Genomic DNA, 21,361 nt, shown 5'->3' with positions numbered 1-21,361 from the left:
GTATTTTAACCCACAACTCTTCTCAATCGGTTGTTGATTTTTCTTCGAAGATTAATTTTTGTGAGAATTTCGCGCGACAGATGTTCTGATTGTTGTTCATCTGAAAGGGTGCTGATGGTATTGGTAAGGTGCTGAATGTCGCGCTCGAGGTGCAGGTCTTTAAATCGCAGAATGGTTTCAATGGTGTCAATCTCCAACAAGAGATTGAAGTCGGTTACATAGATGCCGCGGGCCTCCCAATTGGGGCTAATCTGATAGTTAATAGACGATAACTCGGCAAAAAGCGGGGCAACTTCCTGATGTTTCACGTATTCTGCAGGGTCAGGAAAACTGTTGTGCTGCTGAAAATGCCTGAAAATCAAATTGGCTAGAGCAGCGTGTTCTTCATTTTCGAACGTTAGATTATCTTCTTCAAGGCTGTGGTATATCAATTCGCCAATGCGGGCTTCTATAAATTCCTGATCTTCAAAAGGGTGTTTAAACCGGTCTTCTTTATTGCCAAAATTGACCAAAAGCCATAGCAACTGACGCTCAATGGCGTAAAGGGGCGAAGCTACACGCTCAGCGACTGATTCGTCCACTTTCTTCAGTTCAGTAATGCGCTGTCGGGCTTTCTGTTCCTTTTCCAGCTGGAGTGTGTTTCGGGCAAGGATGGTGTGCAGTTCGGTGGAGAGTATTGTTTGGTCGATGCCAAGTATGTCGGCTGCCTCCTTTAGATAGACAGATTGTTTTAGCTCGCCTTTCATCAGAGCAATGCTCTCGAGCAACTCTCGGGCAGCCTGAATTTTTTGAGTGGGCGTAGCTTCCGAACCGGTGATGAGCATTCTTGCTTTGAAGCGGATGAAGTCTTCGAGATGAGTATCTATAAACTGGCGTATCTCTACAGGAGTGTACTTGCGGGCGAAAGAATCCGGGTCGTCGCCCTCTGGAAAGAGCAGGACTTTAACCTCGAAGTCTTCCTTGAGAAACATGTCGATGCCCCGCTGAGAGGCGCGAATGCCAGCCGGGTCGCCATCGAAGAGGATGCCCACCTTGGTGGTCATCTGCCGAATCAATCTAACCTGGTCTTCCGTAAGCGAGGTACCACTGGAGGCCACCACATTCTCGATACCCGCCTGATGGAGCGAAATCACATCGGTATATCCCTCGGCCAGGTAGCAGATATCTTCTTTACTAATGGCTTTACGGGCTAAATGGAGTCCATAGAGGATTTTGCTTTTGTTGTACACCGGGCTTTCGGGCGAATTGATGTATTTAGCGGCCTTGGCTTGGCTGTTCATTATGCGCCCGGCAAATCCGGCAGTACGTCCCCCGCGATCGATGATGGGAAAGATTACCCGCTCGCGAAAGGCGTCATAGAATTCGCCCTTGTCGTTTTTTTTCACCAAGCCCAGCGTAAGCAGGTAGTCGAGATTGTGACCGGCTTTTTTCGCAGCTTCGATCAGAGCTGTGTAAGAAGACGGACTGTAACCGAGTTGAAATTTGCGGATGGTATCGTCCGTAAAACCGCGCTCTCGGAAATACGCTAAGCCCACAGAACGCCCCTCGTCTGTGTCCCACAGTTGTACCTGAAACCAGCGCTTTGCCCATTCATTGACGATAAAGAGACTTTCCTCCTGAGTTTTGGCCTCTTTTTCTTCCGGAGTAGGCTCATCATCCTCGATCTCGATGCCGTATTTCTTAGCGATGTAGCGCAAGGCCTCTACATACGACATCTTCTCGTATTCCATCAGAAAGGTAATCGCATTGCCACCAATGCCCGATGAAAAGCATTTAAAAATCTGCTTGGCCGGACTGACATAAAAGGAAGGCGTGCGCTCGTTGGTAAACGGTGAAAGCGCCTTGTAATTGGCACCTGCCTTCTTCAGATGCACAAAGTCGCCGATGACCTCCTCGATGCGCATCGTTTCGAAAATGCGCTCTATGGTAGCCTTGCTGATCATTGGTCAGAAAGGTTTTTCTGATAATAAAACGCCGGAATGAGCAGCATCATAAAGAAGGGATTAACCACCAGCCGGTGCAGATGACTCAAAAACCACCGCAATGCATCCCAATACCAGATTACTCCGATTACATAAAAGGGCATCATCACCAATGCCTCCACTAAAAAGACGGCAAAGGCAAAGTTCATGTATTTTTTCTCCTGAAACAATGCCCACAGTATGCCTAAGGCCATCGTATCATTGATGAGAAAACGGGTGTATTTCGAAAGAAAAAATTTCCAGGCATCAAAATCAGCAACCTTATCAGAAGCAGCCCCTGTTTCGTAAAATCCGGAATAGAACCACTCCTTTTGAAACAAATACACCAAAATCAAAACGGTAAGACTTCCGAGCCCTACGATATATCTTGGAAATGAGGATGCATTCATCTTTTAAAAATTGCATCGCTAATGTATCTTTTTTATCCAATTGCGTGCGTAAACTTCGTTTTCAACATCAAAATATTGATAAAAAAATTTGATTTCTTCATTGATTAACAATGAGTTAATCTCAATTCGTAAAAATTTGCAAAAACACATCCTTGGAAAGACGCGAACTTAAATTAGTAGTGATATCCGATACGCACCTCGGAACGTACGGCTGCCGTGCAAAAGAACTCCATCGCTACCTCAAGAGCATTAAGCCCGAAATCCTGATTCTGAACGGCGATATCATCGACATCTGGAATTTTCGCAAAAGCTACTTCCCGGCTGCGCATCTCAAGGTCATCAAGCAGATTATCAGCCTGATGAGCAAAGGAGTGAAAGTGTATTATCTCACCGGTAATCACGACGAGTTGCTGCGGAAGTTCAGCGAATTTACCTTAGGCAACTTTACCCTGGCTGATAAGTTGGTCATTGACTTAGACAAAGGTGAGCGCGCCTGGATTTTTCACGGCGATGTGTTTGATGCCAGCATTCAAAATGCCAAATGGTTAGCGAAGCTTGGCGGTTGGGGATACGACCTGCTGATTTTGATTAACAGCATGGTCAATTTTGTGTTGGAAAAAATGGGAAGGGAAAAATATTCGCTCTCCAAAAAAATAAAAAACAGCGTAAAAAAAGCTGTTAAATACATTTCAGACTTTGAAAACACAGCAGCCGAACTGGCCATCGACAATGGTATGGACTATGTCATATGCGGCCACATACATCAGCCACAATTCAGAGAGGTTTCTACTAAAAAAGGCAAAACCATCTATCTGAATTCCGGAGACTGGGTGGAAAATCTGACAGCGCTTGAATACAATAGCGGAGAATGGAAAGTGTATAAATTTGAAGAAGACTTAACAAATCAGGAAGAGGTAGCAGAAGAATCAGAAATCGATGCCCCGGACATTGAAAATTTGTTGTTACGCATAGCGGCCTTCCAACCTTATGTAAAATGAAGCGTGTTCTATATGCCATACAGGGCACTGGCAATGGCCATGTCTCACGGGCGTTGGTAGTGGTGCCTATTCTGAAACGGCACTTTGATGTCGATATACTCATCAGCGGAAGGCAATCCAATCTTCACTTGCCCTTTGAGGTGCATTATAAATACACGGGGGTGAGCTTTGTCTATGACAAGTCAGGGGGGCTTAGTTATTCTAAAACTCTCTTTCACAACAATCTGGCAAAAGCATACAAAGAGCTAAAAAGCCTGCCTGTAAATCAATACGATTTAGTAATCAGCGACTTTGAGCCCATCAGTGCATATTCAGCCTATTTAAAAAATGTTCCTTCGCTGGCCTTCAGTCACCAAGCTTCTTTTCTGAGCAATAAGGTACCCCGTCCAAAGAAAAAAAACAAAATAGGAGAGCTTGTGTTGCACAGGTATGCTCCCTGCCGACATAATCTCGGAATTCACTTTCAGAGGTATGAGCCTTGGATTATCCCTCCGGTATTGCGGCCCGAAATATTGAATGCCACGCCTACGGAAAGCGATGAGTACCTTGTGTATCTTCCAGCTTACGGCGATTCACAGTTAGTAAATACTCTCAAAAAAATAGACGAAAAGTTTACCGTGTTTTCAAAGTTTGCCTCATTTTCTTACAAGAACAATAATGTGAATATAATTCCGGCTGATGCCATAGAATTTACCAAACGACTCATTTCCTGTAAGGGTGTCATTACGGGGGCCGGATTTGAAACACCGGCAGAAGCACTCTATCTCGGTAAAAAACTCTTATGCATCCCAATCAAAGGACAGTACGAGCAATACTGCAACGCGGCCGCTTTGAGTGATTTAGGAGTGATCATAGCTGATAGGCTCAGTGTTTCAATTTTAAAATACTGGATTTCAACATCTTCACAAAATTCATATGTTTTAAAAAGCGAATTAAAACAATTGCCTTCAAGAATTCCTGAGTTGATAAATCAATTTATCAGTTGATTTCACGAGCCAAAATGTGTCTTTCAAAAATTAAAATCTGAACTTGTCTAGATTATTTACCAGCTTAAATGAAAATTTTTCTAAAAACGTTTTAGGTCCTATTCCATATTTTGAAAAATTGTGTTCATTTGTGGCCATGATTCAGATGTGGCGAAATACATATGCTATAAAACACATGGGCAAGATTAATTGTCCAAAAAAGCATATATGGCGCCCGTCGATTTATTACAATTAGAAAAAGATTTTAAAACATAAACAAAAACCAAAGGGCGCCCCAAAAAGGCGCCCTTTTAAATTTTAAGGGCCTATGATACACCTACTGGAAAAAACGCGTGTGTACACCCCTGAAACTCTCGGGGTAAGCGATGGCGCAAGTCAAATTTCGCTCTTACAAGTGCTAACAGTAATTGAGACAGAATTTAAAGAGCAACTCGAGGAACTTCGATTAAAGCGGGGTAAAGACTTAAAAATTAAGGACGTAGAGCTTCAAAATCAAATGCCAGCCCCAGCCGGTAATCCCTTGGTAGTGCGCTCCTATGTGTACAAGCTCGACAAAAAGGGCGGTTATGAAGTGAGGGTTTTTGTTCATTCTCGCTCTAAAAAGACCGAAAATCGGGTGGCTAAAGCTACCTATGTGTTGACTCCGATTGATGCAGATGCGTGAGTCTTATTCACACTTTGGGAAAATTCTAAAGCCTCAACGCGCATAAAGCCATCTTCGTCTATGCGCTGCAGGGATACGACTTGCAAGGCATTAGCCAACTCAGGATTCCAGTAGGTGCGGCAGCGAATGTAGTTGTCGGTATAGCCTTGTATGTAGCCCTCGCGGTTTTCTGTTTCCCACAGCACAGTTCGAACTGTGTTTAGCTGAGATTCCATAAAAGCGCGCTGCAGCTTAGCAGAAAGGGTGCGCAGCATTTTGTTGCGCGATTTGCGTGTATGCATGGGTATTACGCCAGTCATGGAAGCTGCCGGAATATTATCGCGCTCAGAATATGTAAATACATGCAGATACGAAATGGGCAGCGTACGAATAAATTCATACGTCTCCAAAAAGTGCTCGTCTGTTTCGCCCGGAAAGCCCACAATAACATCTGCACCAATACATGCATGAGGCATCAATGATTTGATAAGCATTACCCGATCGGCATAAAGATCCCGACGATAGCGCCTGCGCATGAGTCCCAGGATATGGTCGCTGCCGCTTTGCAAGGGAATGTGAAAGTGAGGCACAAAATGCTGGCTTTGAGCTACAAATTCGATGATTTCATCGCGAAGGAGGTTAGGCTCGATGCTGGAGATGCGTATACGCTCGATTCCAGAAACTTCGTCCAGTGCCCTGATCAGGTCAAGAAACGTGTGGTCGTGTTTCTTATTGCCGAACTCTCCCTTGCCATAGTCGCCGGTATTTACGCCAGTGAGCACTATTTCGCGGATACCCTGACGAGCAATTTCTGCAGCTTTTGCAAGAACGTTTTCAAGAGAATCGCTCCTTGAGATACCACGCGCCAGGGGTATTGTACAGTAGGAGCATTTGTAGTCGCAGCCATCTTGCACTTTCAGAAATGCACGCGTGCGATCTCCAATGCTGTAGGAGCTGACAAACGAATTCGCTTCCGAAATTTCGCAGGAGTGTACCGTGCCTCGATCGCTTTTTTGTAAATCGTTGAGATATCGAAGTATATTGAACTTTTCTGTAGCGCCCAGCACCAAATCTACTCCCGGTATGGCCACGATTTCTTCCGGCTTCAGCTGGGCATAGCAGCCGATTACAACTACGATGCCTTCCGGATTGGCCCTCTGTGCTCTTTTTACAATCTGCCGGGTTTCGTCGTCGGCATTTTGAGTGACGGAGCAGGTGTTGATCACGTACACATCGGCCGGCTGGTCGAATTCCACACGCTTAAATCCGTTAGTCACAAAATCGCGCGCAATGGTGGATGTCTCAGCGAAGTTAAGTTTGCAGCCTAATGTGTGAAATGCTACTGTCCGTCTCGTCTCATTCATGGTTGCAAAGGTAAGACTTCCTTTCACTCCGTTGGCTTTCATGGTTTTAACCTTTTTGGGTTTATTAACCAATTGTAAAGAGAGCACTTCTGGCAAAAAAGCCAAAGTATTTCGCTACAATGAATCTGCAGGCATTACTTCGCTTGATCCCGCCTTTGCCCGCGCGCAAAACAACATTTGGGCAGTACACCAGCTGTACAACACCTTGGTAGAATATGACCAACGTTTACAGTTAAAACCTTCCTTAGCTGAAGAATTTGCAATAAGCTCTGATGGCTTAGAATACCGCTTTCGCCTAAGGCGAGATGTGTACTTTCACCCCAGTCCAATCTTTTCCCCCGACAGTATCCGAAGGGTTACAGCCTATGACGTGGCCTTCAGTTTAAAACGCCTGTCAGACCCCACTCTGGCCGCTCCAGGCGGCTGGACAATGCAATATGTAGCCGATATACGGGTGATAAATGACGACAGTCTGTTGATCAGACTTCGAGAGCCCTTTCCCCCGTTTTTGGGCATTCTTACGATGAAATACTGCAGTGTAGTACCGCGGGAAATTGAAAGAATGCCTAAAGATTGGCTTAGCAAGCATCCGGTGGGAACAGGTCCGTTTTACCTAAAAGTGTGGGATGAAAATGAGGTGATGATTCTGCGTAAAAATCCATATTACTTCGAGCGCGATACTGATTCTGCAGCACTTCCTTATATCGATGGCATCAAAATCACTTTTATCAATGAGCGTCAAAGCGCCTTTCTGGAGCTGCTCAACGGGCGCATCGACATGCTCAGTGGCCTTGATGCCTCTTATAAAGACGAAATTCTGGATGCAAACGGCCAGTTGAAAGAAAAATACCTACGTGATTTTGTCCTTCAAAAAGCGGATTATCTCAATACAGAATACCTAGCTTTTAATCTTCAGAAGTGCAGAGCCGAGAATCTGCCCTGGGCTGATGTGCGCGTGCGAAAAGCCATCAATCTGGCTATTGATAAAGAAGCCATTATCGCTCATTTGCGCAATGGAGCCGGACGCCCTGCCCGGCAAGGTTTTATTCCACCGGCCTTAAATCCCATGGGTTATTACAGCGAATCTTCAGACATCGAAAGGGCCAAAGCATTACTCGCTGAAGCCGGTTATTACCAGCTTGATCCTTTACCCGTGCTCACACTTAGTACAACAGCTACCTACGCCGATATGGCTGAGCTGATTCAACAAAACTTGGCTAAAATCGGCATCCAGATGCGTGTGGACGTACAGCCGCCTTCTACACTTCGCCAAAATATGGCCGCAGGCACTGTCGTGTTTTACCGAGGTAGCTGGATAGCCGATTATGCCGATGGCGAAAACTATCTTAGCCTCTTTTACAGCGCTAATCAGCCCCCTGCCGGACCAAACTATGCACGATTTTCGAACTCTGTGTTTGATTCAGAATACAAGAAGCTCCAAACCATCACCGACCTCCATAGACGAGTAGAGCTCATTGCTGCCCTCGATAGCATTATAATGGAACAGGCAGCCGTAATACCACTGATGTACGACCAAGTGATTCGCATCGTACACAAGCGGGCTGAAAAGTTGGAAGTGAATCCCTTAAATCTCTTAGAATTGAGAAGGTTGAAAATTCAATAAAGGGGTACTCTTGCTTTGATGAACTAAAAAGAAAAATTTTAAAACGTATCATTTCTCTAAAATTCAAAATCCCATCAAATCCGAATTAGGCTGCCAGCCGTACCTTTGACCGTTCAATTACAATACAAAAAATGAAATTCGGTGTAGTCGTTTTTCCGGGCAGCAATTGCGACGAAGACATGGTGTATGTGCTTCGCAACATCTTGGGGCAAGAAGTAGTAAAACTTTGGCATAAAGACCACGACCTGCAGGGAGTAGATATGGTGGTGCTGCCCGGTGGATTTTCCTATGGCGACTACCTGCGCAGCGGGGCCATCGCTCGCTTCTCACCGATTATGAACGAAGTAATCGACTTTGCCGAAAAGGGGGGCTACGTACTCGGCGTGTGCAATGGATTTCAAATTCTTTGCGAAGCCCATCTCTTGCCCGGTACGCTGATGCACAATACTTCACACCGCTTCATCTGCAAGAATCAATACATCATCGCCGATAACAACGCTTCACCTATCAATGCCGGTCTTCCACTTGACCGACCACTGCTCATTCCCATAGCGCATGGCGAAGGCAATTATTTTGCTGATGCTGAAGTTATTAAAGAGCTGGAAGACCACGCACAGGTGCTCTTCAGATACTGCGATGCCAATGGAAATGTAACCCCTGAAGCCAATCCCAACGGCTCTGTAAACAACATCGCCGGCGTAACCAATCGCCACCGCAACGTATTTGGCATGATGCCTCATCCCGAACGCGCTGCCGACCCAGAGCTGGCTAATGTGGACGGCCGCTTGATATTTGAAAGCCTACTGAACCACTGCCTCTCTGAAGTGAAATAGCATGCCTCAGGATGCGAAAGTCATCTGGATGACCGGTCTTTCAGGAGCCGGTAAAAGCACCTTAGCCCAAGCCTTAAAATATGAATTGGGTAGCAGAGGTATCACCGCAGTGATTCTCGACGGCGACGAATTGCGCAGGGGCATCAACAGCAATCTGGGCTTCAGCGAAAGTGACCGCATGGAAAACATCCGCCGAGCAGCGTGTATGGCCGACTTACTTCGGCGACAAGGCATTTGGTGCATTGCTGCGCTGATTACCCCAATGGAAGCTATGCGCCATCTCGCCAGGCAAATCATCGGCAGTGCCTATTTTCATTTGGTGTATATCAAAGCCCCTTTGGAAGTCTGCATAGCCCGCGATCCCAAAAACCTCTACAAAAAAGCCCTAAAGGGTGAAATTCCGGATTTTACTGGAATTTCAGCTCCTTTTGAAGAACCGGAAAATGCTGATTTGCATTTAAACACCTCTGTTATGCAAATTGATAAATGCGTCGATGCGTTAATGAAATCTTTATTTTAGAAACTTTAGAATATTAAACTTTTTCTCATTCTGTTTCCAGATAATACAACTGGAATCATAATTTCAATGTGGCCATCCCCTCAATCACTCTATCTTTACAGCCTTGAATTTTCGCATATCCTGCGCCTATGCTTACCAAAGAACAAATCGCCCAACGGATCGCCAAAGAACTTAAAAACGGTTACTACGTCAATCTCGGCATCGGCATTCCTACACTGGTGGCCAATTATGTGCCTGAAGGCATAGAAGTCGTCTTCCAAAGCGAAAACGGAATGCTGGGTATGGGCCCTTTTCCATACGAGGGCGAAGAAGACCCCGACGTGATCAACGCCGGTAAGCAGACGGTCACTGTGTTGCCGGGTGGTGTCTTTTTCGACAGCAGCACATCTTTTTCCATGATTCGTGGTCGCCATGTACACCTCACCGTACTGGGAGCTATGGAAGTATCTGAAAAAGGCGACATCGCCAATTGGAAAATCCCTGGTAAGATGGTAAAAGGTATGGGGGGCGCTATGGACCTGGTAGCAAGTGCCGAAAACATCATTGTGGCCATGATGCACACCGACAAAAAAGGCAACTCTAAGCTTTTAAAAGAGTGCACCTTGCCCATCACCGGTGTGCGTTGCGTGAAAAAAATAGTAACCAATCTCGCCGTACTCGATGTCACTGAGCGCGGTTTCGAGCTTCGCGAGTTGGCCCCCGGTGTTTCCGTTGACGACGTCAAAAAAGCTACCGAGGGCACTCTCATCGTCGAAGGCGACATTCCCGTAATGCAGTTTTAACTCCTCTATCGCTGAGCATGCTCGAACGATTACGTCACCATCCGGCATGGCCTGCTACCCTAATTTCGCTTTTTCTCATTTTCTACATCTCTTACGACAAGCGCTGGACATATAGCCCCATCATCGAATGGGATGTGTGCAACTACTACAGCTACATTAAGGGACTGCTCTACGAAGGCGATCCATACCTCCGCCTTTGGAATGCGGATACCAATCGCATGGAGCTCTATACATACACCAGCTCACAGAGTGAAAAGATGACCGGCGGGCTGGCGTTACTCTACCTGCCCGGAGTCTCAGTAGCCCATATAGTGGCATCCTTATCGCCTCATTACCAAGACGATGGAATTAGTTTGCCTTATCGTATTGCTTTGCAGTACAATGTAATACCTTACCTCTGGTTAGGTTTTTACTTTCTCTACATAGTTCTTTACAAAGTACTTAAGCGACATTGGCCAGTTATACTAGCGCTATTTACGCTCTTTTTCGGCACTAATCTACTCTATTACAGTGCCCTTGAAAATGCAATGTCGCATGCCTACACTTTTTCTCTATACTCCATATGGCTATACCTATCGCATGAGTGGCTCACCAAGCCACGGATTATAATCGCTATCGCCATGGGTCTCCTGGCTGGCCTTATTATATGGATTCGGCCTGTCAATATAGTACTTTTACCCGCTTCCCTTGGATTGTATTGGTTTTTGAGGCGTGACGAGAGGTCAATCTTGGTATGGAAAGTATTGCCCTCACATTTGCTATGGATGGCAGCAGCTGCCTTTCTCGTAATGATTCCCCAAATGATTTATTGGAAGGTTACCTCTGGTCGCTGGCTTGTCTATTCTTATGGCGATGAGCACTTTTTCTTTCTAGCGCCTAAAGTCATAGAGGGTCTCTTTAGCTGGCGCAAAGGGTGGGTGCTCTACTCTCCCGTTTTACTGATGCTCATTCCAGGTTTTATGGCATTATGGCGAAGAAGTTGGAAAGGTGCGAGCATATTCTTAGCTGTATTCATAGTATTCCTTTACGTTACTTTCAGCTGGTGGTGTTGGTGGTATGGAGGCGGCTACAGCCAGCGACCAATGATTGATATCCTTCCTTTGCTTGCCTTCCCTATTTCGACTGCATGGATGTTAATTCCGCGCTTTGTCCTTCCGATTCGGGTATTGCTCATTGCTACCCTCACAGCTATGATCGCCTTAAACACTTTTCATGTTTGGCAATACAAAAACTACCTCATCCATTTCGACTCCAACACCCGCCGGTCATATCTAATGAACTTTTTGCGTACTACACATGCACCCGGCTGGTGGGAGGCTTTGGAAGCCCCTGATTACGAAGCTGCCAAAAAAGGTCTTAAGCGATGATGTGTTGACTTGAGCTTCAACTATGTCTAAAACTAAAACTTTTAAGTGTTTCAATCGAAAATATTTAGAAATGAAAGCAGAAAAACTCCTTTATAATCAAATAACTAACAAAAACAATAACTCCTATGTTACCACTTCTCACGTCCGATAAACACTTGTCTCCTCTACACTCTTTTTACTTTTTGAATACTTACAATTTTTCATCACTAACTTGCTCAAATTTAAGCTCTTCCATAATGTTGTTGTAAAGAGTGAGAATTTTTCCATCCGTTTCGTAACGAACGATATTTTTCAATGATGAATTAAAAAGATTTTGTATCATATTGCCTTGGCACTCCATCATTGTAGAAGCTATTTGCATAATTTTCAAGCTATTACCTTCGCCAATTTCAAATCTGCCCGAAATGCGATTACAGGAGTTACTACCAATCAGGCGTTTATCGTAACTGTGCAAAATAATATGTGGTTCTGAAAATCGCTCTGAACCCATCGTCAATGTTTTAATATCAATACTACCTATTCGAACCAATCGCCAATACTTATCAGTGATGTCATCGGGCGACACTTTCACCAAAGCATGTGTGAGCTCAGAGGCTGGAGCCTCACTCAGTTCAGACGGTAGCAACGTTAGGCGTCCTTCGCCGACTCTAAAACTAAAATTTCCTATGGTAATCCGATTGCCATCGCGCATCCACTCAGCAATGCCATCAGCTGTGAAGAGCGAATCTGTTTTTCCAAAATACCGAAGGATAAGTCGGTACGAGTTGTCACTGTTCAGCTTTAGTCGCGCAAATACTCCTTCACAGTTAGTGCAAGGCAATATGCCTTTGTACTCACCACTCCAGTCAATCGAAGTTCGAGAGTTGTCTTGACCTGAGGCAGCAGGCTGATCGTTAAGCAAATTCTGCGATGTGCATGCTATTATAAAAATAAAAGCTAATAAAGTGGTTGTAAATTTCATTGCATTAAGTATTTAGTTAAAAAATCATTTCTAAATTTTCTGATTTGTCTTTAAAATACTCGTTTACTTTTTAAAAAACGAAACTAAAATTTCAAAAATTACCTGATATGCTATTATTATCAATAACTTTTGTAATGTCTAAATCGATACTAAGAAAAAACACCCTTGAGAAACAAAAATCTATGTGAATACAATATGTTTGCAACCTCTACGGTTGTTTAAACACTCCTATGAACTTATCTGAACGGATCACCAACCTACACGAAAGTCAGACCCTTGCTATGGCACGAAAAAGCCGAGAGTTAAAAGCTCAAGGCATCCAGGTAATCAATCTCAGCTTAGGCGAGCCTGACTTCAATACCCCGGATTTCATAAAAGAGGCCGCCAAAAGAGCCATTGATGAAAACTACTCCCACTACTCACCGGTCTCAGGTTATGCAGATTTAAGAGAGGTCATTTCTAAAAAATTTGCACGCGACAACGGACTCACGTATTCTCCCGATGAAATTGTCGTGAGCACAGGAGCTAAGCAAAGCCTGATAAACGTAGTGATGTGCTTAGTAAATCCAGGAGATGAAGTGATCATCTTAGCTCCTTATTGGGTCTCATACACTGCGATGGTTCAACTGGCAGGAGGAATTCCTGTATTTGTTTCAGCTGGAGTAGAGCAAGACTACAAGCCTACGGCTGAACAGATCGAACGAGCCATTACGCCTCGTACCAAGCTCCTCCTCTTCAGCACACCGTGTAACCCTACAGGTTCTGTATTTACCTATGACGAATTAAGTGCTCTAGCCGATGTGCTTCGTCTTCATCCACATGTATTCGCTATATCTGATGAAATTTACGAACACATCATTTTTGACGAAAAACACATAAGCCTCGCCAGCTTCGAGGGCATGCGCGATCGGGTGATCACTGTCAACGGACTTTCTAAGGGATTCGCCATGACGGGCTGGCGCATAGGCTTCATTGGCGCCCCACGCGAAATCGCTCAGGCGTGCGACAAGTACCAAGGCCAATACACGAGTGGCACGTGCACCATAAGCCAGCGAGCTGCCATAGCGGCCCTCGAAGCTGATCCATCAGAAATCAGCTACATGAAAGATGCTTTCCTTCGTCGCCGAGATATCGTACTCGACCTGCTGGGTAAAATCCCGGGTTTTAAAGTTAATGTACCAAAGGGAGCATTTTACGTCTTTCCCGATGTGTCTGAATTACTCGGCAAGCGTTTCGGCGACCTTGTCATCCGAAATACGGAAGACCTCTGTATGTATTTCCTGAACCAAGCTCACGTAAGTCTGGTTACGGGCGATGCGTTTGGGGCTGAAAAGTGTATCCGAATTTCCTATGCAGCCTCTGAAACAGACCTGATCGAGGCCATAGCCCGCATTCATCAGGCAGTAAACAACTTAACCGATTGATTGCCATGCCTATTCACACTGATATTGACTTTATCTATCAGATTTTTGACCAAAGCGTAGACGACTATCACACGCACGACGATGTAAATCAACCCATATCCGTTCCTTATGAAGAGGGTACTTTTGAATACTTTCTCTATCTGAAAAATGCCATCGATTGTGTTCAATGGCACCTCGAAGACCTCATTCGCGATCCAGATATCGAACCGGTTGAAGCTCTAAAAATCAAGCGAAGAATTGATCTGCTCAATCAACAGCGCACTGATACCGTCGAAAAGATTGATGATTTCTATTACAATTTCTTCGCGCCGATCAAACCGCGCCCTGATGCTCGCTTAAATACTGAAAGCATTGCTTGGGCCCTCGATAGGCTATCGATCCTAAGTTTAAAGATCTACCACATGGAGGTAGAGGTGCGTCGCGAAGACGCTTCGGACGACCACATTGATTTTTGTCAGAAAAAACTTCACCTGCTCTACACGCAGAAAAGTGATCTCATCACCGCTATCCGACAACTGCTTGCCGATATTGCCGAAGGCAAACGCATCGTTAAGACATATCGCGCGGTAAAGATGTACAACGACCCCTCAACAAACCCCGTACTCTATCGCAAGAATTATAAATCTTAACTCATGAAAGTGCTGGCCATTCGCTTCTCTGCTATGGGCGATGTGGCCTTACTGGCAGCCGCAGCCAAAGCATGGCTCTACAACAACCCATCAGGCGAGCTCATCGTCTGCTCAAGGCCTATTTTTCAGCCTCTTTTTGAACCACTTGAACGCTGTACATTCTATGGTGCCGACGTCAAAAAGACATACAAAGGCCTGCTGGGCATGAAAATGCTGGCCGATCTGCTGGTCAATGAATTTGACTTTGACCATGTAGCCGATTTACACGACGTAATCCGCAGCCGAATGCTCAGCACGTTTTTGCGATTTAAAGGCTATCCTATCTCACGCATCAAAAAAGGCAGAGCTGAAAAAAAGAAATTAACCAGCCGAACGAAAAAACAACTTTTACCCTTAACACACACCGTACAGCGATATCTGAACGCTCTGCCAGGTCAGGTACAGTGGAGAGATGAATTTCTACCGATATTTCAAAATCGCAACATCAACACCCCATCAAACCAGGAAACTACCATTGGGATTGCACCCTTTGCCAAACATCCCACCAAACAGTGGCCGGAAAATCGAATTGTAGAACTCATTCACAAACTCACCCATCAGGGTATTCGCTGCTTGATTTTCGGCACTCCTGAAGAACGAAAACACCTACTGAGACACTTTTCTCAAAACACTTTGGTCGAATCTGTACCCGATACCTTCTCATTAAAAGATGAAATCAAATTGATAGGACAACTGCGTGCATTTATTGCGATGGATTCCTTCAATATGCATCTTGCCGCCCTGTGTGGAGTACCAGTTGTCAGTATTTGGGGGCCAACACATCCCTATGCTGGCTTTTCACCGTTGGGATCATCGCAGCAGCACATGGTTCAAATTGACCTCGAATGCCGTCCATGCTCGATCTATGGCAATAAGCCCTGCTACCGTGACGACCATGCATGCATGCAGGGCATTTCTGTTGAAAGGGTTTATAAGGAAGTACTTGGGGTTTTATAAGAATATAAACCTTTTAAATCCTTTTGTAAAACATTCAATTACAGACATGACACATAATTACGATCATTGACAGCACTGATTGAGTGCACTACATTCTCATTTTCTGATAAGTATTTGAGTAAAATGCGAATCTCTGACCAATTGCTAAGAGATCATCGCGCGAATTCATTTAATAATTGTTTTAAAAATTCATATGTGAAATATTTATTTTACGTAATAATAAATGTTTATCTTTATAAAAACTTTTAATTGAAATTTTTTTTCATATATAATTGAAATTGCTATTCTACTTTTGAACAACTAAATGTCTGACTCTAAATCTCAAGCCATGGAAAAGAAAGCCCAAATTCACAACTTAATCATCCTCGATGAAAAAAGTGGTTCAATGAAAAACTATCGAGAATTTAATCATCTCAGGATTTAATCAGTGAATTCAATCCATCAAAGAAACACAAAGGGAAAAATCGGAACTCGAAAACACTTTTTCTTTCTTTTCCTTTAACAATAAAGGTATCAAAGAGCATTACTTCATGGTAGCTGTTGACGATAGGATTCGAGAGATAAATTCTTCGACTTACAACCCAAATTCAATGACGCCTCCATACGATGCAATAGGATTCAGCGTTAACGAGTTGCGCAACGCTTTAAAAGATATAGACGACTTTGAAGTATTAAATACTATTCTTACAGATGGACTTCAGAATCATTCGAAAGAATACACAGGAGATACAATTAAAAAATTAGTAGAAGAACCAAAAGCGCAAGGCTGGACTTTCACCTACATAGGTACAGATCACGATGTGTATTCACAAGCTTGTACTATCGCTGTTACCAATGTATTGGTTTTTAATAACACTGAAATGGGCACAAAAGAAATGTTTGAAAGAGAAAAGAAAAGTAGAGAAAAATATTATTCTAAAATACTTGACATGAAAAAAGAAAAACTCAAGATAGATTTCAATAATAAATTCTATGAAGATGATGACACTAAAGAAAAGAATGATTGAGAAAATAACTTTTTCATTCAAGTAAATAAAAAGTATTTTATTACAGTCTTTTAAATCTTAATACCATGAAAAATCTATTATCAAAAACAGTATTTGAGAAGGCAGAAAAAAAATTAAAAGAGTTGCTCTTTCCAGTCAAACTTTGTGAAGTAAACGTTCGTTTGCCCAACAATAAAATGATATATGCTAAAACATTTAAAGGAGTAGTTCGTACCGATACTAATCATATTTTTTCTGTGGTTTCAGACGATTATAAACTCATTACTAATGAAGAAGCAATTAATTTAGGGAAAAAGATCTTCAATCTTTTATTTAAAAATATAAATGTAGACGAAATAAAGCCATATCGCGTCATTCATTCTAATTCCTACGGATTGTGTAGTATTCAGCTCGTTCATGAATCTGTAAACTTCATGGTTTTTCAACAAGACGAGTGGTTACCTTTTATTCAAGTTTCAAACAGTTACAATAAAGCTGTTTCGCTCAAATTTGATTTGGGTTTTGTGCGAAAACTTTGTTTGAATGGAATGATCTATAAAAAAGACACTGTAGAAATCAAATTAAATCATAATAAGAATGTAAAATTTGATTTAAAAATAAAAAGTGGATTGAGAAATTTTGAAAATACTTCAATCGCTTTTTCTTCAAAACTCCAAAAATTAAAAGAAATAAACTTTGACAAATCCTATCTAGTGCCTTTGACGTGCAAGATATTCAATTTAGACTTCGCTCTTGAACCAGACTGGATTAAAAATAGTACTTTGGATAGATATGAAATAGAAAGAAAGATCGAAAAAGATAGGAAGGAATTTGTAGTATTGAATGACTTAATTAACTGGTTAAGCGATGAATATTTTTCATCTTTAGGAGATAATATGTATGCAGCGTTGAATGTACTGACTGATTTAGTATCAAATCATCCGTATAAGGTTAAAAAACTTAAACAATTTTCACAGCGATCAGACTTCTATTTTTATAGACCCACAGAGTGGATGATTGATATGCACGAAAGAAATTTTGATGACAATAATAACCTTGATGAGTATCTAGGGGAATATTTAAAGTATCAGAATTACTACGAAAAGAATAGATTTAATTTTTTTCCGAATTAAATATCTAACATTCGTTTAAAAATTGGAAGGTATTATACTTAGCAAAGTCTAAGTTTTTACAGTACCAGCCACAAAGAGCTAATGGCTCAAACTTGATCTGAGTCACTTGCGATTCTCAAAGTGATGCAATATTTTTGCTCTAATGCTCAATATCTTCTTGCGAAAATTTAGTGCCCTTCTGCTGACACTGTCTATGGTCAGTGCTCAGACGGGTGTTGTCTTTTCATTTCACTACTGCAAGGGGGAGCTTATTGATTCATCTGTTTATCTGCCTGTAGATGAATGTACCTCTGAGAGCACAGAAGAAAACTTAACTTGTAGCCCGCAGGAAGAAGATGCAGTGTGCAGTACAACGCAGATGTCGGACGACTGCTGTGCTACCAAAGTGATTTCGCTGCACGCTGATCAGAATGCGCTCCAAAGCAAAAAAATTGAGGTTCAAGATTTTGTTGTTTCTATTGAACACATATCTCTTACTCATTGCACACTCGTAGTATTACCGACTATTGAGACTACTGAGGTCACTACACACAAAGGGCGAACGGTACCGCTGTACATCGAGTTTCATCAATTGATTTACTACGGATAAATTTTTCTTTTCTGCGATCTAAGCCTCTGGCTGACCCTATGCCTTTGTATTTTGTAAATTCTGCTCCGTAAAATTTTGAGTGTTAAAGCAAAAGTTTAAAATCTTAGGAAGGCATACCATCAACAGCCGGAATGAAGGCAATGTGCTAAGCAGCAGACCCGCGTGAGGTGCCTGGAGGGTGACGGCGAAGCCGGCAGGGCTGAGCGAAGCGAAGCACCGAGCGAACAGCGAGCCCGGAAGGGACCGACCGCTGCCAAGCACGCGATGTGCAGTGGGCATTGGCCTCGAGGTGAGCGATGAAAAAAGGCTTAGACGCATCAGTAGAACGTATCTGTAAAAAAAAGCATCGCTGCGAAGGCAGCGGGCACGCCCAAAAAACCAAAATCAAAAAATCAATTTGTTAAATCATTAACCTTGTAAAACATGAAAAAATTTCTCGCAATCTTCCTGTTAATCATTGGAAATCAGGTTTTTTCACAAAAGAAAGTGGAAACTACCATCCATGTAGATGGTGTGTGCGATATGTGTAAAAAGCGCATCGAGCGGGCACTCGATGTGCCGGGCATCATCTTCGCTGAGTGGGATAAGAAGACCCATAAGCTCCAGGTAGTATATCGACCTAAAAAGATCAGCGAGGACCGTATTCATCAGCTGCTTAATGAGGCTGGACATGATACTGAAAAATCGAAGGCACCGGATGATCGTTATGAGGCATTGGCTGAATGCTGCCGCTACCGGGACGAAAACAATCCGCATAAAAAAGGGCACTAAAATCACTTGAAAATGAAGAAATTGGCAATAATTTGGGCAGTGTTCAGCACTGCCCTTACCTGGCCTTTGGAAGCTCAGAAAGTGACCGGACGCGTTTTTGCGGAAGAAAATGGCAAACTGGAGCCGCTGCCTTATGCCAATGTTTTTTGGAAGATCGAAAAATCAGGAACGGTAACGGATGATCATGGATTGTTTGTCATCGATAGACCGACGAAAAACGATACGCTCGTAGTGAGCTTTGTGGGGTATAAAAGGCTGGAACTATATCTACGGCCGGGGGTGCGGCAACTTGACTCCCTTATTTTGCGCCCGGGTAATCTGCTGGCCGAAGTGGAAATACGGGAGGTAGTGAAAGGAATAGATCTTGACCCCAAAGCCATACAACTTACCCAAAACATTGGTAAAAAAGAACTTGCTAAGGCTGCCTGCTGTAATCTGTCGGAGAGTTTTGAGACCAATCCGGTGGTGGAGTCGAGCTTTACGGATGCCATCAGCGGCATACGACAGATTGAGCTGCTTGGCCTTTCGGGCAAATACACCCTGCTTCAGACGGAAAACATTCCGACCGGCCGTGCGATGAATCAACTGCTGGCGCTCTCAGCCATCCCCGGCCCTTGGATAGAATCGATCCAATTGACCAAAGGCATTGGCAGTGTGGTCAACGGCTTTGAGAGCATGACGGGGCATATCAATGTAGAATTGCTCAAGCCGGAGTCGGCTCCTTATCTGCACTTGAATGGGTATGTGAACAATGCCCTTCGGATGGAAGCCAATGCACTGTTGGGAAGCGTGGTGACCGACCACCTCTCGCAACATACGCTCATTCATCTGAACGCTAGTACTATACCCTGGGACATGAATGGAGATGGCTTTATGGATATGCCCATCGGCCAACAGGTAAATCTTCAGAACAAATGGAAATACTCCGATGGCCGAAGGTTCGAAGGACAAGTGGGACTTCGATTTTTAAACGATAGTCGGGCAAGTGGCACGATGGAAACACCTTTGCTCGGTGCGCTTGCAGGCGTACAGTGGCCCTACCGCGCCCGTGAGCGCCGATGGGAATTTTTTACGAAGAATGCCTTCATTTTTGAAACAGAAAAGCCTTCTTCCATTGGGCATATTGTAAGTGTTCATCAGCACACTTCTGACAGGTTGTACGGCAACCGAAGATTTGACGGACATCAGTGGAGCTTGTATCAAAATCTAATTTATCAATCAGGAGATGGCAGCAACCAATGGATCTTTAAGGCAGGCCTATCACAGCAAATCGACCAGGTATTTGGCGCCTTTGAGGATACTTCGAGTGTAGAGACTTACGATCAAAGAACAGAGGTTGTGCACGGTGCATTTGCTGAAATTTCCTGGATACCTTCCGAACGATTTTCAGCTGTAGCCGGCGGAAGGGTGGATTATTCCAATTTGTTTGGATTCTTCGCCACGCCCAGATTGCACCTGCGCTTTGCCCCTTGGGAGGGCACAGTGCTTCGGGCACATGTGGGCACCGGTCGACGCACACCGCTGCTCGCACTGGAGAGTGCGCAGGCCCTCATGTCAAACCGCCGGATATTCATCGCCAGCCAGCTTCAGCAAGAACACGCTCTGAATGCCGGACTTAGCCTTCAACAAGACTTCAGGCTCAACTATCGCAAAGGCACAATCACGGCGGATATTCAGCGCACGTACTTCTACAACCAATTTATCCAAGACTTTGACCTTCACGCCCTGGAATATCACGGCTATTTCAACCGCGGCTCATCGGCCGATCACGTGATGCTGCAGCTCGATTACGAACCTATGCGACGTTTTGAAACACGACTGGCCTATCGCCGGCAGTGGGTCTTTACTGAGTTTACCCACCAACGGCTCGAAACGCCTTATGTGGCACCCGAACGATGGTTTGCGAATGTGGCGTATTCCACAAGAGGAAACTGGAAGTTTGACCTGACGGTCAACTATTTTAAATCGAGAAGACTGCCTCAGACGGTCGAAAAAGGCTCTTTCCGCGTTGAAGACCGTTCACCTGACTTTTGGATTGTAAACGGACAGATTAATTATACCCTGAAGAAAGGAGAACTTTATCTCGGTGTAGAAAATCTTTTGGACTTGCGCCAGCTCAATCCCGTAATAGCCGCCGGCGATCCTCTTCACCCGGCCTTTGACGCCACCATCGTCTGGGGTCCGATATTTGGGCGAATGGTGTATGCGGGAATAAACTGGCAGGTATTTTAGGAGTTTTTTAAAAATAGGAGTTAATAAAAAGAAGGTGTCCAAAAAGTAAAGGACGCCTTCTTTTTTATTTTGATAAAACCCTTAATTGAAGTAAATTAGAGCCATCATAGACATTTTAAGTGAGGCGAGTAGTCTTTAAACAGCAACCCGGC

The 21,361-nt window shown here is 43.9% G+C and carries 20 protein-coding genes; 16 read left to right on the top strand and 4 right to left on the bottom strand.

Features of this window, described 5'->3' with window-relative positions; genetic code table 11:
- Positions 1 to 5 precede the first annotated feature (5 nt).
- Together dnaG and EIP89_RS10660 are read right to left on the bottom strand one after the other, a co-directional pair.
- Positions 6 to 1,943, bottom strand: coding sequence for a DNA primase (dnaG, locus tag EIP89_RS10665; protein WP_124398672.1), 1,938 nt, complete (start codon positions 1,941 to 1,943; stop codon positions 6 to 8).
- A complete protein-coding gene (locus tag EIP89_RS10660; protein WP_124398671.1) occupies positions 1,940 to 2,371 on the bottom strand; it encodes an exosortase F system-associated membrane protein in 432 nt (143 codons plus the stop codon). Before EIP89_RS10660 ends, dnaG begins: the two co-directional genes overlap by 4 nt.
- A 152-nt stretch (positions 2,372 to 2,523) precedes the next feature.
- Here EIP89_RS10660 and EIP89_RS10655 point away from each other — a divergent pair, with 152 nt between their 5' ends.
- The 3 genes from EIP89_RS10655 (at position 2,524) to EIP89_RS10645 (ending at position 5,019) form a co-directional block, all read left to right on the top strand.
- Positions 2,524 to 3,369 carry a UDP-2,3-diacylglucosamine diphosphatase gene (locus EIP89_RS10655; RefSeq protein WP_124398670.1) on the top strand — a complete coding sequence of 282 codons (846 nt, stop codon included), beginning with the start codon at positions 2,524 to 2,526 and terminating at the stop codon, positions 3,367 to 3,369.
- Positions 3,366 to 4,355: a glycosyltransferase family protein gene (locus EIP89_RS10650; protein ID WP_124398669.1), complete on the top strand. Its 990-nt coding sequence runs from the start codon at positions 3,366 to 3,368 to the stop codon at positions 4,353 to 4,355. Before EIP89_RS10655 ends, EIP89_RS10650 begins: the two co-directional genes overlap by 4 nt.
- A 307-nt stretch (positions 4,356 to 4,662) precedes the next feature.
- Positions 4,663 to 5,019: a hypothetical protein gene (locus tag EIP89_RS10645; protein WP_124398668.1), complete on the top strand. Its 357-nt coding sequence runs from the start codon at positions 4,663 to 4,665 to the stop codon at positions 5,017 to 5,019.
- On the opposite strand, the gene mtaB is transcribed toward EIP89_RS10645, so the two are convergent.
- Positions 4,986 to 6,404, bottom strand: a complete 1,419-nt coding sequence (gene mtaB / locus EIP89_RS10640) for a tRNA (N(6)-L-threonylcarbamoyladenosine(37)-C(2))-methylthiotransferase MtaB (RefSeq protein ID WP_245966145.1) — start codon at positions 6,402 to 6,404, stop codon at positions 4,986 to 4,988. The genes EIP89_RS10645 and mtaB overlap by 34 nt on opposite strands.
- On the opposite strand from mtaB, the gene EIP89_RS10635 reads away from it, so the two are divergent.
- The 5 genes from EIP89_RS10635 (at position 6,403) to EIP89_RS10615 (ending at position 11,488) form a co-directional block, all read left to right on the top strand.
- Entirely contained in the window at positions 6,403 to 7,986 is a 1,584-nt protein-coding gene (locus EIP89_RS10635) for an ABC transporter substrate-binding protein (protein WP_160160593.1), read from the top strand. The two genes, mtaB and EIP89_RS10635, sit on opposite strands and share 2 nt — an antisense overlap.
- A gap of 131 nt (positions 7,987 to 8,117) precedes the next feature.
- A complete protein-coding gene (gene purQ, locus EIP89_RS10630) occupies positions 8,118 to 8,819 on the top strand; it encodes a phosphoribosylformylglycinamidine synthase subunit PurQ (RefSeq protein ID WP_124398666.1) in 702 nt (233 codons plus the stop codon).
- 1 nt (position 8,820) lies between these two features.
- The gene (gene cysC / locus EIP89_RS10625) at positions 8,821 to 9,339 is read left to right on the top strand and encodes an adenylyl-sulfate kinase (RefSeq protein ID WP_124398665.1); all 519 of its coding nucleotides are present in this window, start codon (positions 8,821 to 8,823) and stop codon (positions 9,337 to 9,339) included.
- A 128-nt stretch (positions 9,340 to 9,467) separates the two neighbouring features.
- Positions 9,468 to 10,121, top strand: coding sequence for a CoA transferase subunit B (locus EIP89_RS10620; RefSeq protein WP_124398664.1), 654 nt, complete (start codon positions 9,468 to 9,470; stop codon positions 10,119 to 10,121).
- A gap of 17 nt (positions 10,122 to 10,138) precedes the next feature.
- Positions 10,139 to 11,488: a glycosyltransferase family protein gene (locus EIP89_RS10615; RefSeq protein WP_124398663.1), complete on the top strand. Its 1,350-nt coding sequence runs from the start codon at positions 10,139 to 10,141 to the stop codon at positions 11,486 to 11,488.
- Positions 11,489 to 11,678: 190 nt separating this feature from the next.
- Here EIP89_RS10615 and EIP89_RS10610 read toward each other — a convergent pair whose 3' ends face one another.
- A complete protein-coding gene (locus EIP89_RS10610; protein WP_124398662.1) occupies positions 11,679 to 12,449 on the bottom strand; it encodes an META domain-containing protein in 771 nt (256 codons plus the stop codon).
- Between the two features lie 230 nt (positions 12,450 to 12,679).
- On the opposite strand from EIP89_RS10610, the gene EIP89_RS10605 reads away from it, so the two are divergent.
- From EIP89_RS10605 to EIP89_RS10570, 8 genes are all read left to right on the top strand, one after another.
- A complete protein-coding gene (locus EIP89_RS10605) occupies positions 12,680 to 13,873 on the top strand; it encodes a pyridoxal phosphate-dependent aminotransferase (RefSeq protein ID WP_124398661.1) in 1,194 nt (397 codons plus the stop codon).
- 5 nt (positions 13,874 to 13,878) lie between these two features.
- Complete coding sequence (locus tag EIP89_RS10600; protein ID WP_124398660.1) at positions 13,879 to 14,502, top strand: DUF4254 domain-containing protein; 624 nt, start codon at positions 13,879 to 13,881, stop codon at positions 14,500 to 14,502.
- A gap of 3 nt (positions 14,503 to 14,505) precedes the next feature.
- Entirely contained in the window at positions 14,506 to 15,498 is a 993-nt protein-coding gene (locus EIP89_RS10595) for a glycosyltransferase family 9 protein (RefSeq protein ID WP_124398659.1), read from the top strand.
- Between the two features lie 530 nt (positions 15,499 to 16,028).
- Entirely contained in the window at positions 16,029 to 16,505 is a 477-nt protein-coding gene (locus EIP89_RS10590) for a hypothetical protein (RefSeq protein ID WP_124398658.1), read from the top strand.
- A gap of 65 nt (positions 16,506 to 16,570) precedes the next feature.
- Positions 16,571 to 17,617, top strand: coding sequence for a DUF932 domain-containing protein (locus EIP89_RS10585; RefSeq protein WP_124398657.1), 1,047 nt, complete (start codon positions 16,571 to 16,573; stop codon positions 17,615 to 17,617).
- A 142-nt stretch (positions 17,618 to 17,759) separates the two neighbouring features.
- Positions 17,760 to 18,206, top strand: coding sequence for an HYC_CC_PP family protein (locus EIP89_RS10580; protein WP_124398656.1), 447 nt, complete (start codon positions 17,760 to 17,762; stop codon positions 18,204 to 18,206).
- A 423-nt stretch (positions 18,207 to 18,629) separates the two neighbouring features.
- Positions 18,630 to 18,977 (top strand): heavy-metal-associated domain-containing protein, encoded by a 348-nt coding sequence (locus EIP89_RS10575; protein WP_124398655.1) that lies wholly within the window; start codon positions 18,630 to 18,632, stop codon positions 18,975 to 18,977.
- Between the two features lie 12 nt (positions 18,978 to 18,989).
- Positions 18,990 to 21,209: a TonB-dependent receptor gene (locus tag EIP89_RS10570; RefSeq protein ID WP_124398654.1), complete on the top strand. Its 2,220-nt coding sequence runs from the start codon at positions 18,990 to 18,992 to the stop codon at positions 21,207 to 21,209.
- The last annotated feature ends 152 nt before the right edge of the window (positions 21,210 to 21,361 follow it).

Source organism: Thermaurantimonas aggregans (genome assembly GCF_003851885.1).
Taxonomy (GTDB): Bacteria; Bacteroidota; Bacteroidia; order Flavobacteriales; family Schleiferiaceae; genus Thermaurantimonas; species Thermaurantimonas aggregans.
This window is presented reverse-complemented; position numbering and strand designations above follow the sequence as displayed.